The 13,443-nt window shown below is 65.6% G+C and carries 13 protein-coding genes; 5 read left to right on the top strand and 8 right to left on the bottom strand.

Annotated features, from left to right (window positions below):
* Nucleotides 1-268 precede the first annotated feature (268 nt).
* Nucleotides 269-2,443 (top strand): carbohydrate-binding domain-containing protein, encoded by a 2,175-nt coding sequence (locus tag NE591_RS00745; protein ID WP_256156201.1) that lies wholly within the window; start codon nucleotides 269-271, stop codon nucleotides 2,441-2,443.
* 4 nt (nucleotides 2,444-2,447) lie between these two features.
* Here the strand turns inward: NE591_RS00745 and NE591_RS16145 are convergent, their stop codons facing one another.
* Entirely contained in the window at nucleotides 2,448-3,119 is a 672-nt protein-coding gene (locus NE591_RS16145; RefSeq protein WP_256156203.1) for a helix-turn-helix transcriptional regulator, read from the bottom strand.
* A 25-nt stretch (nucleotides 3,120-3,144) separates the two neighbouring features.
* Between NE591_RS16145 and NE591_RS00755 the strand changes: the two genes are divergently transcribed.
* The 4 genes from NE591_RS00755 to NE591_RS00770 all read left to right on the top strand — a co-directional run bounded on the left by NE591_RS00755 (nucleotide 3,145) and on the right by NE591_RS00770 (nucleotide 5,691).
* On the top strand, nucleotides 3,145-3,351 hold the full coding sequence (locus NE591_RS00755; RefSeq protein WP_256156204.1) for a hypothetical protein: 207 nt from the start codon (nucleotides 3,145-3,147) through the stop codon (nucleotides 3,349-3,351).
* Between the two features lie 90 nt (nucleotides 3,352-3,441).
* Nucleotides 3,442-3,768, top strand: coding sequence for a hypothetical protein (locus tag NE591_RS00760; RefSeq protein ID WP_256156205.1), 327 nt, complete (start codon nucleotides 3,442-3,444; stop codon nucleotides 3,766-3,768).
* 83 nt (nucleotides 3,769-3,851) lie between these two features.
* On the top strand, nucleotides 3,852-4,706 hold the full coding sequence (locus NE591_RS00765; protein ID WP_256156206.1) for an MFS transporter: 855 nt from the start codon (nucleotides 3,852-3,854) through the stop codon (nucleotides 4,704-4,706).
* 64 nt (nucleotides 4,707-4,770) lie between these two features.
* Complete coding sequence (locus tag NE591_RS00770) at nucleotides 4,771-5,691, top strand: carbon-nitrogen hydrolase family protein (RefSeq protein ID WP_173114526.1); 921 nt, start codon at nucleotides 4,771-4,773, stop codon at nucleotides 5,689-5,691.
* 193 nt (nucleotides 5,692-5,884) lie between these two features.
* On the opposite strand, the gene NE591_RS00775 is transcribed toward NE591_RS00770, so the two are convergent.
* The 7 genes from NE591_RS00775 to NE591_RS00805 form a co-directional block, all read right to left on the bottom strand.
* The gene (locus NE591_RS00775) at nucleotides 5,885-6,565 is read right to left on the bottom strand and encodes a molecular chaperone (RefSeq protein WP_256156207.1); all 681 of its coding nucleotides are present in this window, start codon (nucleotides 6,563-6,565) and stop codon (nucleotides 5,885-5,887) included.
* 114 nt (nucleotides 6,566-6,679) lie between these two features.
* A complete protein-coding gene (locus NE591_RS00780) occupies nucleotides 6,680-7,549 on the bottom strand; it encodes a DmsC/YnfH family molybdoenzyme membrane anchor subunit (protein WP_256156208.1) in 870 nt (289 codons plus the stop codon).
* A 2-nt stretch (nucleotides 7,550-7,551) separates the two neighbouring features.
* Nucleotides 7,552-8,139, bottom strand: a complete 588-nt coding sequence (locus tag NE591_RS00785; RefSeq protein WP_256156209.1) for a 4Fe-4S dicluster domain-containing protein — start codon at nucleotides 8,137-8,139, stop codon at nucleotides 7,552-7,554.
* Nucleotides 8,140-11,028, bottom strand: coding sequence for a molybdopterin-dependent oxidoreductase (locus tag NE591_RS00790; RefSeq protein ID WP_256156210.1), 2,889 nt, complete (start codon nucleotides 11,026-11,028; stop codon nucleotides 8,140-8,142). It lies immediately after the preceding gene.
* 40 nt (nucleotides 11,029-11,068) lie between these two features.
* Nucleotides 11,069-11,806, bottom strand: coding sequence for a hypothetical protein (locus NE591_RS00795; RefSeq protein WP_256156211.1), 738 nt, complete (start codon nucleotides 11,804-11,806; stop codon nucleotides 11,069-11,071).
* A complete protein-coding gene (locus NE591_RS00800) occupies nucleotides 11,793-12,785 on the bottom strand; it encodes a 4Fe-4S binding protein (RefSeq protein WP_173114508.1) in 993 nt (330 codons plus the stop codon). The genes NE591_RS00795 and NE591_RS00800 overlap by 14 nt, the downstream gene beginning before the upstream one ends.
* Nucleotides 12,778-13,443 (bottom strand): 4Fe-4S dicluster domain-containing protein, encoded by a 666-nt coding sequence (locus tag NE591_RS00805; protein WP_173114505.1) that lies wholly within the window; start codon nucleotides 13,441-13,443, stop codon nucleotides 12,778-12,780. Before NE591_RS00805 ends, NE591_RS00800 begins: the two co-directional genes overlap by 8 nt.

Here is a 13,443-nt window from a genome sequence, read left to right on the forward strand (position 1 = left end):
TCCGCGAGGTGCTTTCCGGCATCGGTGCTCGCCGCCCGCTGATCGCTTTATCCCGCTGCGAACGCGGCAAAAGAAATAGCGGAAGGAACGCACATGAGTCGGTACCATCCCAGCATCGCTGCTGCTGACGTAGAAGCTATTTCTTAACGGCCGCGTTCTTCGCGGGGCGATCAGAGGTCGGCGAGCACCGATGCCGGAAAGCACCTCGCTAGATATACCTAGTAGCAGTGCAGTACCGTATAGACAAACGAACGACTAAGGGAGAATCATGCTGAAGTTGAAGACGAACGAGATGATGGGCGCCTGCGTGGCGCGACGACGGGCTTGGGGCCGCGGGGCCTTGGCCGTGGCGCTGGCGGGATCGCTGGCGCTGGCGGGGTGCACCGGGGGCACCTTCGAAGAGGCCGCCGAAGGTGCCGGCGAGAAGACCGGGCAGGGACAGAGCGGCCAGGCCCAGGGCGATAACGGCGCCACGGGTGCGACCGATGCGGTGGACTGGGCGTCGCTCATCGACATCCCCGGTATGGATTTCGCGTACTCCGACCGCGATCGGGACGCCTCCTACGATGAGGCCGCGGCAACGAAGATTGCGCTGACGGGCCAGGGCGCGACGGTGTCCGGCGAAGGGGCTGCGGTGGAAGGCTCCACGGTGATTATTACCGCGGCGGGCACCTACGTGGTGAGCGGCGAGTTGACGGCCGGGTCGCTCACGGTGAACGCGGGCGATGTGGACAAGGTGCAGATCGTGCTTAGCGGCGCCTCCATTCGCAACGAGGCGGGACCGGCGCTGAACATCCAGCAGGCCGACAAGGTGTTTGTGACTTTGGCCGACGGCACGCAAAACACGCTGGCCGACGGGGCCGCCTACGAGCTGTCCGAGGGGGAAGACGAGCCGAACGCGGCGTTGTTCTCCAAGGACGATCTGACTATCAACGGCACGGGCGCCCTTACGGTGGAAGGCAACTACGCCCACGGCGTGAACTCCAAGGATGATCTCGTGGTGACCGGCGGCGCGATTACCGTGACCGCCAAAGAGGACGGTCTGCGCGGCAAGGACTGCGTGAAGATCGCCGACGGCTCCTTCGCTATTACGGCCGGTGGCGACGGCGTGAAGTCGAACAACGACGAGGATCTGACCCGGGGCTTCGTGTCCGTCGACGGAGGTACTTTCGCCGTGGAGGCGGGCGACGAGGGCTTCCAGGCGGCCACGTACCTGCGCCTGGCCGGCGGCGATGCGCAGATCAAGGCGGCCGATCACGCCCTGCGCTCCGATGTGGAGGCGGCCATGAGCGGCGGCACCTACGTCGTGGAGGCCGGCGGCAAGGGTATGAATCCCGAGACGAAGTTCACCATGGATGGCGGCACGTTCACGGTGGCGGGCTGCGAAGAGGGCATCGAGGCCCAGGAAGTGATCGTCAACGACGGCGAGCTGAACATCACTGCGTCCGATGACGGCATCAATGCCGCGGTGGCCGAGCGCGACTCCAACGACGCGACGACGGACGGGACGACCGACGGTTCTGATGGCGCGGCGGCCGCGGGGCAGGATCCCAATGCTGCCGGTAAGAGCGGCGACGCCGATGGCCTGAACGGTGCCGATGGGTCGGGTGCGCCGGGCGGCCAGAGCGAGAGGCCGGAGTTGCCCGAGGGCGCGGAGCCCGGTCAGATGCCCGAGGCCTCCGAGGGGTTCGATCCCCAAAGCGGCGAGCGTCCCGAGTTGCCCGAAGGCGTCGAGGAAGGCCAGATGCCCCAGCGTCCCGAGGGGGCAGACGGCGAGCGGCCCGAGCGCGGTCAAGGTGGCAAGTGGGCCGATGGCGAGCGTCCCGAACTTCCCGAAGGCGCCGAGCCCGGGCAGATGCCCGACGACGGCCAGATGCCCCAGGACGGCGACTTCGGCGGTCGCGGCGGCCGCGGCGGCGCGGGCAGCGGCCCCCTGGCGGCCAACGCCAGCGAGGACTGCCTCATCCAGATCAACGGCGGCAAAGTGACCATCAACGCTGGTGGCGACGCGGTGGATTCCAACGGCTATGTGGAAGTTACGGGTGGCGAGCTTGTCGGCGCCAGCTCCGGTGCCGGTGACAGCGCGCTGGACTACGAGTACGGCGCCACGGTGACGGGCGGCACGGTCATCTTGGCTGGAGGCGCTGGCATGGCTGAGACCTTCTCGGAGGGGAGCACCCAGCCCTTCGCCTTGGTGATGGTTGCGGGCAACGAGGGCGATGCCCTCGTCGTGACTGGGAGCGCCGGTGCGGAGCTGGTCGCCTGGAGGGCCAGCGAGTCGTTCCAGTGCGTGCTCGTGTCGGTCCCGGGCATGCAGGAGGGCGAAACCTGCACGCTCACGGTGAACGACGCGGCCACCGAGTTCACGGCCTCCACCACGCCGAGCAACACCATGGGCGGGGCCCGCGGCGCCGAGCGCGGAGGGCGTCCCGACAATTTGTAAGGTTTTACCGACGGCGGCCGCCTGTGCGGCTGCCGTCTTGTTCCGCGCAGAATTGCTCGAAGCAATCGAGCAGTTCCATGCGGCCCTGAGATTCGGTCTTCTGATAAATTTTGTGCACATGGGTACGGGCAGTCGACTCGGCAATGAAGAGCTTCTCTGCTGTGTATTGCATGGTGCGGCCCTGAATGAGACAAGTGAGCACTTCCGTTTCTCGCTTCGAGAGGCCATGGGCATTGGCAAAAGGAGCTATAAATGCCATTTTGTCCGGCCGCGCTTCCGCTGCCTCCTGCTGGGCCCGCTGATTGGCGATGGTGCTTAGCGCGTCGGCGGCCTTGTCGGTGAACACCAGAGAAGAGGCGGTAATGATGGCGAACAATCCGAGGCCTGTCGTGAGTGTTGCCGAGAAGCCGTCGCATAACTCGAGGAGAAACCCGCCTCCGAATAGTAAGGGAACGCTGCGGTAGAGCACGTACGGCCCCCGGTTCTCGTTGAGCAAATGTACGGCGGCCACCATAACGAGCGCCAGCACGATGCTTGCGATGGCCTGAACTTGCGGTCCGCTGGTGAAGGGGTGTTCGGAGGTGGCGGTGCGACAGGAATAGAGGGCGAACGCAAACGCGTAGAGGGACAGACCCGCTGTGAGCCGGTGGAGAGAGGACGGCAATTTGACCGGCACCGCCTTGTGGTCGAACGGGTGGGTAATGGCTACGGGCGTATTGGCCGCGATGAGGGCCGTATCTATTCCGCTGGGTTCGTTCAACGTGCCCGGTCTGCTTCTGTCCGCCGTATTGGCGGTGGTGCTGAACCTGGTTCTGCCTAAGGAGGCTGCCGAGGCGGTTGTTGAGACGCCTTCGACCGGGAAGGGCTCGGGAACGGTCGAGGTGTACGACGGTTTGGTGGAGCCCTAAGGATCCATCTCATTAGGTGAAATATGGCGCCGGGCACTTTCGCGCTTTTTGCCCGGCGTGCAACAAAGCAACGAGGGGAGTGCCCTATGGGTGGTCTTCGGGCTCATCGCATGCAATGCGCTCAAGATGCTTGTGGAGCACGAGGTGGATATGACCTCGTCGCGCAATCTCATCATTTTCGGCGGCCCGGCCATTGCCGCCATCGGCATGCAGTCTCTCGGCGTGGGCATTCCCGTGGGCGATTACGCTATTCCGGGATTAGCCGTGGCGGCGCTTCTGGGTATTGGGTTGAATGTGGTGCCCCCCGGACGTCCTTGCGCGACGGTAGCGGCTTCGGCGGGCACCGGCGAGACGGATGCTCGTCCTCTGCCAGATCGCGATGCCCGTGAGTCGGGCGGCGACGAGGCAGCCTCGTGAGCGGAGGAGCTCGGGCGTCTCTGCGTGGAATCGCCGGGGCGTTGCTTGGTTTTTTAGCCGGCGGCTACCTTGCGGGGTGGTGAGTGCCCGTCTTCGGTTGGCTTGTGACGGCCCGCCTCGTTCAAGCGGTGGGCACGGGTATTTTTATTCCGCTCATGATGAATGCTATCTTGGAGATGGTGCCCTCGCATCGACTGGGAACGTTTCTCGCTATCGGTAATGGGATGATCGCCTTGGGGCCGGCATCTGCTCCGATGGTGACGGGCGTGATGGTGGATGCGTGGGGGTGGCGCAGCGTGTTTATCGTACCACTTGTCGTCTCGGTGCTCATTGGCTGCTGGGGCGCGACAGTTCCAAGTAGGATGCCGATGCCTCATGGGCCGGATGCGCGGTTCAGCCCGAGGGGGATGGTGGAGAGCCGCGGGTTTGCGGGAGCGGCGGTGCTGGTGGCAACGACCATGAGCGTGTACTTCTCGCTGAATGTGATGGTGCCATTGTTCCTCGGAGAGCAGGTTCATTGGGAGTCGACGGTAGCGGGGTTTTGCATGGGGCCGCTGGTGGTCGCCTATGCCCTGGCATCGTTGGCGGGCGGCCGTATGCTCGACCGGAAAGGCCCTCGTCCTTTGCTACCGGGAGGGCTGGGGGTGGCAGTTGCCGGTTCGCTGCTTATGATGGCCGCCGGCCTTACGGCCAGCGTGCCGCTGGTGCTGGCTGGTGCGCTCGTCGTGTTTGTTGGATGTGGCATGACGGGCGCCTCGTTCCAAACGGTCGGTCTGCGACGCCTGCCTGCTTCTCAACATGCTAGAGGTGTTACGATAATGACCATGGCTGTTCAATTGGCGGCATCCCTCGGGCCGCTGGTCTCCGTAGGAGTCATGACAGCCGCCCAGGGGGAAATGGGAGTTGGAGGTGCGAGCTATGCCGCTGCTTTGAGATAGTCCTACGAGTGCGGTAAGTTTGATAATTGGCCGATACATTGATACGAGCGAAGGAGCTATTGGTATGCGAGACATCGATCCTGTCTGCAAAATTGCGTTGGTGCAAGCGGAGCCTGTTCTATTCGATAAGGAGGCGTCCCTGGCAAAAGCTCTTGACTACATCGAGGAAAGTGCGTCCCAAAACCCCGACGTGATCGTATTCCCGGAGCTTTTCATCCCCGGCTATCCCATCGGTATGGACTTCGGTTTTAGCATGGGCAAGCGGACAGAAGCCGGCCGGTCCGATTGGAAACGCTATTACGACGCTTCCGTGGTAGCGGGCGATGCGGAGTTTCAGGCCCTTGCCGATGCGGCCAGAAAGACGGATGCCTATATCAGTCTCGGCTTCTCAGAGCGCGATGCGGTCAGTGGGACGCTGTACAACAGCAATGTCATTTTCGAGCCCGACGGCACCTACCGGGTGCATCGCAAGCTCAAGCCGACGGGTTCTGAGCGGGTGGTTTGGGGCGATGCCGATAAGGGCTATTTCCCTGTTACTCAAACGCCCTGGGGGCCTATCGGTGCCCTGATCTGCTGGGAGAGCTATATGCCGCTTGCACGGGTGGCGCTCTACCAAAAGGGGGTCACCATCTATATTTCGCCGAACACGAACGATAATCCCGAATGGCAGGCAACAATTCAGCACATCGCCATTGAGGGCAAGTGCTATTTTGTCAATGCGGATATGATTGTGGGAAAAAGCTCCTACCCCTCTGACCTTCATGAAATGGAGGCGATTTCCCAGCTACCGGAAATGGTGTGCCGCGGTGGAAGCTGCATCGTGGATCCCTATGGCCATTACATAACGGAGCCCGTCTGGGATCGGGAAACGATCATTTTCGCAGAACTCGATATGAATCTTCCGGCTGCTTGCAAAATGGAGCACGATGTGGTGGGGCACTATGCGAGACCCGACGTGCTGGAGCTGAAGGTCAGCGATCGATAGCCAGACGCTGTGGCGACAGATCGTTCAATAAAGGCACGATAAAGAGAATGCTTCCGATAAGGGTGAGAGGGGAGGCTCTACAGAAGCGTTCGGCTCGCCCCCGTGACGATTTCGTGACAGGTGAGTTTCTTGACTGCCCTGGTGCGCAGGGCAGTCAGCAGCCCGGCGGCATTCGGCGAACCGAGGCGGTTGCCTAGGCGATCGCCTCCTCGGTTTCGCCCATGGCGGCCGGCTCCTCGTCCAGGAAGGCGCCCGTAAGTTTGAGTACGCCGCGGTAGAAGCGAGTTTCCACCATGGTCTCGGCTTGAGCGAGGAAGGCGGACGTCCAGGAGGCTACGTGGGCGTCGAAGAAGGCGCGTTGGCGCTTCAGGAGTTCCCGGGCTCCTGTTCTGTCGCCTTCGCGCAGCGCTTGGGCCGTCTTATCGCAGAGATGGGCGAGGTAGGCGCAGATGAACGACAGGTGGTCCTCGGGCAGATCGACGCCCTCGGGAACGCGCAGTTGGTGCGCGCGCAGCTCCCGGTATACCTCGCTGCGAGCCTCGCCCATGAGCTGACCTGGCCTCTGGGTGCGAAACAGCGATTCGAAGGGCTGGGCCGTGCGGCCCTCGCGGGTGCGGATGCCGTAGAAGGCGCCGGTGAAGTCGGCGGCTAGCTCCTCTTTGGTGCCCGTGTGCCGCAGGCGCAGCGCTCCGTGCAAGTCGCGATAGGCCGGCGCGAAGGGCGATTCGCTGTCGCTGGCCAACTTGGCGAGGTCGCTGGCGGCCAGGGCATCGATCTGCTCCTCGGACAGCGGCTGATAGTACAGCGAGGCGAGCAGGCGGTACAGGGAAGCGCGATCTTCGAGAAAGTCGATGGCGCAGGCGAGGTCGGTCATGGCGGTCTCCTTAGGTGACGAGTGGGCGGGCTGGGACGATTCGCTTGACGGACCGTCCCGCAGGGGCCGGGGGAAAGTACCGGGAAGGGGCTTTCCCCCGGCCGGGGAACAGCGCTACAGGTTCAGCATCACGCTGGGGATGCCGTGGGAGAACAGGTTGAGGTAACCGGTGGCGCAGGCCCACATGAGCATGCGCAGGGCCACGCCCCCGATGGCGGCGCAGGCCACGCCGGCCACGGCCAGGGCGGCGGGCGCCTTCGCGGCCAGCGCGGTCATGCCGGCAATGGCGCAGGCTAGCACGCCGACGACGCCGCACGCCACGGCCCCGCCCCAGAACAGGACCCCTTGGGCCGCGACCGCGTCAAGGCCGAGGAACAGCCCGTAGGCGAGAATGCCCACGGCGTCCACGACGGCGCAGACGAGCACGGCCGGCCACAGCTTGCCTCCCAGCTCCTCGGCGCTGGCCGCTTTGTCGGCCGGCGTCTTGGTCGCGGCCGCCACCAGGGCGTAGGCGAAGGCGCCGAGGGCCAAAGACGTGCCCAGGTAGGCCAGGGGCAGCGTTTCGGTGCTCCAGGTGGGCTGGGCGTCGATCACGTAGCCGTGGCCGCAGAAGAACCCGATGGCCACGCCGAAGATCACCGCCAGCACCGCCACGACCCGCACGGCGCCGTCGCGGCCCTCCTCGCGGGTGAGCACCAGGTAGGCGGCGCCTGCGATGAAGCTCGCGCCCAAAAGCATCAGCTCGATGGAGATGCCCGAGAACGACAGCAGGTTCGTCACGGCGCTGATGGCGTTCAGCGGAGAGGCCAGGTGGGCCACCGAGCACAAACCGCCGATCACGAACAGGGCCAGTGCGCACCAGACGGCGCGGCGGCGCACCGTGCGCGAGCCGCCGAGCAGCTGGGAGAGCCCGGCGAAGGCGAGCATGGCGCCGCCGGCTCCGGCCAGCAGCGAGAACAGGACGAGGGGCCATTGAATCGCCATGGTTACACCAGCTCCTTCCAGGAAGCGAACTTGGGGGACAAAATGTAGCGCGTGAGCGGCTTGGCGTCATTGGGATCGGGCAGCGTGTGGATGGCCTCCTCCGGGTACTTCGCCAGCTCGCGGCTCACATCGGATTCCGGGTCGTCGTAATCGCCGAAGAAGCGCGCGCCGCAGTTGCAGTTGTGGACGCAGGCCGGCACGCCGTCGCCGTCAGCGGTGATCTGGGCGCACAGCGTGCACTTCTGCACCACGCCGGCGTCCTCGTTGAACTGGCGCACGCCGTAGGGGCAGGCGTAGATGCAGTACTGGCAGCCGATGCACTTCTCCTTGTCGATGAGCACCATGCCGGTTTTGGGGTCGCGGTAGCTGGCGGCCGTGGGGCATACGTGCACGCAGGCCGGGTTCTCGCACTGCTGGCACTGGGAGGGCAGCCAGTACTTCTCCACGTTGGGGAAGGTGCCCGTGGGGCCCACGGCGATCACCTTGTTGTAGAAATGGCCCAGGGGCAGGTCGTTTTCCAGCTTGCACGCCACGATGCAGCTGTCGCAGCCGGAGCAGCGATCCAGGTTGATCAGCAGGCCCTTGCGCATTTAGAACACCTCCTCGGTGACAGGTTCGCCCGAAAGCGTGGGCATGAACGGTTGGAACTGCTCGCTCTCGATCCAGATGCGCTCGGGGCGCTCGGTCTTCTCGATCTTCACCGTGAAGGCGCGGTAGCTGTTCGTGGCGAAGCAGGGGTTTTGGAACTCGTCGGCGGACATGATGTTGTAGCCGCACTCCTCGATGCCGGGGGTGATGGTCTCCTGGGTATCATCGAAGCACTCGGGGTTCCAGAAGCGCTCGGTGATGAGCACACCGGGGGCAATGCCCTGGGTGAGGTAGGCCCGCGCGTTGGACGATCCGCGGCGCGAGGTAATCTTCACCCAGTCCAGATGCTCGATGCCGTATTCCGCCGCCGTCTCGGGGTTGATCTTCAGCTCGGGGGCGGGCATGACCTCGCGGATGAAGGGCGCGTGGCGCATGGTGCCGTGATGGAAGTGGGGCAAGCGTCCCGTGGTGATGACGAGCGGGTACTCCGGATCGTAGCCCGGCTGGCCCTCGACGGGGCTTTCCGTCGGTTCCTTGAAGGTGCAGATGGGGTCGTAGTCGTCGCAGGCCGGCTGGTCGAAGGGATACATGTAGGGGAAGCCGGTGCGGGCCAGGCGCAGCATGGCCTCGGAGTACACGTCCACCTTGCGCGACATCGTGGCGAACCCGCGGGGCAGCCCGTCGCTCACCGGCTCCTTGTACTGGTAGTAGGCCATGTAGTCGTCTATGGGCTCCTCGGTGAAGCGGTGGTCGATGTCGTCGAGCATCTCCTGCCAGCTTCCCTTGCCCATCTGCTCGGCCCAGGCGGCCCGGGCCGCCTCCAGGCTCTCGAAGAACGGTACCTTGTAGGCGTCGGGGTCGAACACGTTCTCGGCGCCGAGCTTCTCCACGGCGGACGCGGCCACCTGGTAGGGCGATACGAAGGGGTTCACGGTCTCGCCGAGGTGCGTCACCTGGCAGCGGGCGTAGTGGCGGTTGAAGTGGGTGCCCGGCGCCTCGTAGGAGTCGTATTCCAGCCACTCGGTGGTGGGCAGGAACAAGTCGACGGTCTGCACGGTGAACGAGGTCATGTTGGGGTACTGCTGGATGACGAAGTCCTGCTCGTCGTAGGCCTTCTTCCACTCGAGGGAGGGCCCCATAACGGCGTACTTGTTGCCCGACATCTCGTACATCACGCGCGGACGGTAGGGCTCGCCGGTGGTGATGGCCTGCCGCAGCTCCTTCGGCGCGCAGGTCTGCCACTGGTGGATGCCCTTGTGCTCGTTGGCGCCCATGGTGTCGCAGCGGGACTGGAAGAAGTAGCGCTGCATCTCCTTGCCGTCGCGGCCCTTGGCGTCCCAGTCGGCCACGATGGCATCCAGCAGGCGGTCGTTCTCGGCCTTGGTGAGACCGGTGGTCCAGCCCAGGCCGTAGCGCTCGAAGGTGGAGGAGAACACGCCCAGGCGCTGAGTCGGGCGATCGGCGGTGCGGCTGGCGGCGCCGTGATTCTGGAAGGCGGAGCAGGGGGACTCCACGTGGCCGAGCAGCGCGTCGATGGCGAGCGCCCCCAAAGGCGCGGTGGAGGAGTTCTCCTGGTGGTCGGAGAACACGCCGTTGGACAAGCCGCCGAAGTCGGCGTTCGCGTACAGCTCGATGGCCTCGCGGATGCGTTCCGGATCGAGCCAGCAGGTCTCGCCGGCCGCCTCCAAGGTCCAGGGCTCGGCCTCTTCCTTGTAAATCTGGCCCGCCGTCTTGGCCTCCTTGCCGTTCACGGTGGCGGTGGCGAAGATAACGGGGTCGACCGCGCAGTTCTCGGGGGCGGTGAAGGGGAAGGGCTGGACGGAGTTGGTTTTCGCGTCGAAGCACACGTAGGCCGGGGTATCGTAGACGCCGGCGGGGTCGGCGGCCGGGTTCACGTAGTCGGGCCACACCTCCTCGGCGCGATAGGCCAGGCGCGTGTCGGGGTTGATGAGGAAGGGCAGGTTCGTCCAGTGCTTCACGAACTGCTCGTCGTACAGGTCGTTCTCGATGATGTGGTGAATCCACGACAGCATGAGCGCGCAGTCGGAGCCGGGGCGCACGGGAAGCCACACGTCGGCCTTGGCGGCCTCGGCGGTCATGTAGGGGTCCACGACGATGGTCTTCACGCCGAGGTTCGACCGGGCGTCGGTCAGCCCGTGGCCGCCGTGGGCCGCCTTGGAGGAGTGCGGCTGGCTGCCCCACAGCACGAAGACGCGCTCCGTGTCGTCGCGGCGGGTGCCGTCCAACTCGGCGTTGTCGGTGATGCCCACCCAGCGATCCACGTTGTCCATGTCAACGCAGCAGTTGAAGCCCACCGAGGTGGTGGAGACGAAGTCGCGCGGCATGGCGCACTGGCAGGCGCCGGAGGCCAGGGAGTTGCAGCCGCCGAAGGTGTAGTCGAGGCCCGAGGTCTCCCATTCGATGTAGGCGCCGCCGCCCCCGCGGGCGCTCCAGTAGGCGTAGGGGCCGTACTTCTTCACGGCCGTGGCGATCTGCTCGCCGGCCAGGTCAACGGCCTCGTCCCAGCTGATGGCCTCCCACTTGTTCTCGCCGCGCTCGCCGACGCGCTTCATGGGGTGCAGCACGTGGCGGGGGCTGTAGACGGTCTGAATCTGGGACAGGCACTTCAGGCACACGCCGCCCTTGTTCAGGGGGCCGTCCGGGTCTCCTTCGATCTTCACGACGCGGCCGTCCTCGGTGTACACGCGCACCGGGCAGCAGTTGGTGCAGCCATGGCAGGCGGTCTTGTGCATCACGCGCTCCACGGATCCGGCGGCGAAGGCCTGATCGGTCGTTTCGAGCAGCGGGATCGAGCCGGCGGCCGTAAGGGCCGCGCCCGTGGCCGCTGCGGCCTTCATGAAGCCGCGTCGGCTGATGGTTCCCTTGGTCATGGGGGTCCTCTCTTTCCTCTCTACGGTCAAAATGGCGTTCCTAGCGAAGTTGCTGCAATACCTTCATTCCCCTCTCTGTGATCTTCCATCCATCGTTCCAGGCAAGGCCGCCCGAGCGTTCCAGTGCGTCCACGAAGAAGCTCGGCTGCAGGGGTTGGCTTGAGGTGGTGCTCGCGAAGGCAGCGGCGGGTCGGGTGCGCAACAGCGCCTCGATCTCCTTGAAGGTGCGCTGCTCGCGGCAGAAGTCCATAAGGTCCAGGTAGGTGGTAAGCCGCTGGGGTACGAGATCGAAGAGGCGTTGCAGCCGCTTCTCGGGCGCGAGGTCCTCGGCCATCTGCTCGCCGACCGGCGTGGTTACCACAGCGTAGGCGAAGGTGGCGTCCTCGATCTCGTCGGGAGTGAGCCCCGCCTTGGCCTGGGGCGTCAGGGGCCGGCCCGTCTCGTCCAGCTCCAGCCAGTACAGGCCGCCGGCGTGCACGAGGGTGCGGATGAGCCGGTAGGGGCTTTGGGCCACCGAGGAGAACTCGGGGCAGGCCCGAGCCGCCTCCTCGGCTTCGGCGAGCGTGCGCTGGGTGGTGCAGAAGGCGAGCAGCTTGAGGAAGATCTCGCGGTGCAGGGGCGCCCGGCTCACCGTCTCGGTAAGGGCGGCCACGGCTTCCTCGAAGGTGGCCTCGGCGCTGGCGTCGGCTTCGGGTGTCGATGCGGGCTCGGCGGCCTTGGGCGCGAGGTCGCCGTCGGCAGCGGCGACGTAGGGCGCGGGTGTGCTAGCGGTTTCCACGGGTCAGTCCTTTCTTCGTGAAGCGGATGGCGTCTGCGGGGCAGGCGGCGGCGCACTGGCCGCAGCGGGTGCACTCGGCCAGGGCCCGGTCGCCCAGATCTCCCGCCGGGTCGATGAACTCGGGGCAGGCAGCGGCGCATACGGTGCAGGGCATGCCGTCCTTGCGCAGGCAGAGGTCGGGGTCGATCTTGGGACGCGTGGCCTTGTTGAAGTTGGCCACGAGCCCCATAAGGGCGCTGATGGGGCAGAAGCGGTGGCACCATTTCCGCAGCAGGGTGAGCTCGGCTACGATGATGAGGGGGAACACGATGAGGTCCAAGGTGGGCTCGTTGAACCCGACGAGGCGGTAGAGGGCGATGGCCGTGGCGAAGGTGAGGCCCACCGGGCAGATGAGGCAGAACACGGGGAATCCGCAGATCGCCGCCGACACAAGCGAGCCGCCGAGCACCACGTGGCGCCCGTCCACCTTCGCGAACCGTCGCTTGTCGGTGCCATCGGCGGGGGCAAGCGACGGTTCGCCGGGTTTCTTCTCGCCGCAGCCCGCACAACCGGCGCACGCGGCCAGGCGCCCGCTCACGTGATGGGCCGCCTCGATGCGCGCCGCCTTGTCGGCCTCGCGGCGCTTCTTGCCCGACAGGAACCGGTCAAGCGGCGGAATGGGGCACACCCAGCTGCAGAAGGCCTTGCCCACGAGCAGCACTGCCGCGGCGGCCACGGCCAGGATGATTACGGCCCGCGCCACGAAGGCCCCGGCGCCGAAGAGCGATTCCAACGCGCCGAGGGGGCATACTGCCGCAATGGACTCGTAGCCCACCGAGCACAGGGTGCCCGAGCCGATCCCGGCTACCAGGCCGATGATGAGAAGGGCGAACACGATGCCCGGGACGTATCGGCGCACGCGGCTCACCTTCGAGCGGCTGCCCTCCTCCGGCTGCGCGGAAACCTCGGCGCCCTTTTCGGGGGTTGTCGACTTAGCCATGCCACACCTCCACATTGATGCCGCGCTTGTTGCTGGCGTCGTAATTGCGATAGGCGCTCGTGGGGCAAACGTACTCGCAGGCGCCGCAGCCGTTGCAGCGCTTTTCGTCCACCACCAGGCGCCCGTTCTCGTCCAGGGACAGGGCGTCCCACTCGCAGGCATCGATGCAGGGCGCGTTGCACGTGCCCGAGATGCCGTACAGCTGGCACTCGGCCTCGTCTACCACGGCCATGCCGATCTTGTCCACGTAGGGGTCGAAGGCCGTAAGCGCCCCGGTGGGGCAGGCGGCGATGCAGCGGAAGGCGCCGTCGCACATGTCGCAGTAGCCCTCGCGAAAATCCATGATCGGCAGCCGCGCCCCGATAATGCCGGGGGTGAGCCCCTCCACGCCGATGGCGGCAAGCGGGCAGGCCGCCCGGCAACGGTCGCAGCGGATGCACGCGCCCCAGAACCGGTCGGCGTCCTGGCCTCCTGGCGGTCGCAGGCGATCGGTCTCGCCGCCGAAGGCCGCCGTGGCGCCCCCGAAGGCCAGAAGCCCTGCGGCCATCGCGGCGCCGCCGATGAGCGACCGGCGGCTGAGGCCCGGCTTTTGGGGGCGTGTCGCCCCGCCGTCCTCTTGGAGGCTCGCGGCGGAATTCGTTTTCTCCCTCGTCTTCAC

The organism is Adlercreutzia sp. DFI.6.23, from assembly GCF_024462535.1.
GTDB classification, from domain to species: Bacteria; Actinomycetota; Coriobacteriia; order Coriobacteriales; family Eggerthellaceae; genus Adlercreutzia; species Adlercreutzia rubneri.

Coding starts and splice junctions, on each gene's coding strand:
- NE591_RS00800 (WP_173114508.1), bottom strand. CDS start 12,785: ATGGCTAAGTCGACAACCCCCGAAAAGGGCGCCGAGGTTTCCGCGCAG.
- NE591_RS00785 (WP_256156209.1), bottom strand. CDS start 8,139: ATGCGCAAGGGCCTGCTGATCAACCTGGATCGCTGCTCCGGCTGCGAC.
- NE591_RS00755 (WP_256156204.1), top strand. CDS start 3,145: ATGGCTACGGGCGTATTGGCCGCGATGAGGGCCGTATCTATTCCGCTG.
- NE591_RS00770 (WP_173114526.1), top strand. CDS start 4,771: ATGCGAGACATCGATCCTGTCTGCAAAATTGCGTTGGTGCAAGCGGAG.
- NE591_RS00780 (WP_256156208.1), bottom strand. CDS start 7,549: ATGGCGATTCAATGGCCCCTCGTCCTGTTCTCGCTGCTGGCCGGAGCC.
- NE591_RS00790 (WP_256156210.1), bottom strand. CDS start 11,028: ATGACCAAGGGAACCATCAGCCGACGCGGCTTCATGAAGGCCGCAGCG.
- NE591_RS00775 (WP_256156207.1), bottom strand. CDS start 6,565: ATGACCGACCTCGCCTGCGCCATCGACTTTCTCGAAGATCGCGCTTCC.
- NE591_RS00745 (WP_256156201.1), top strand. CDS start 269: ATGCTGAAGTTGAAGACGAACGAGATGATGGGCGCCTGCGTGGCGCGA.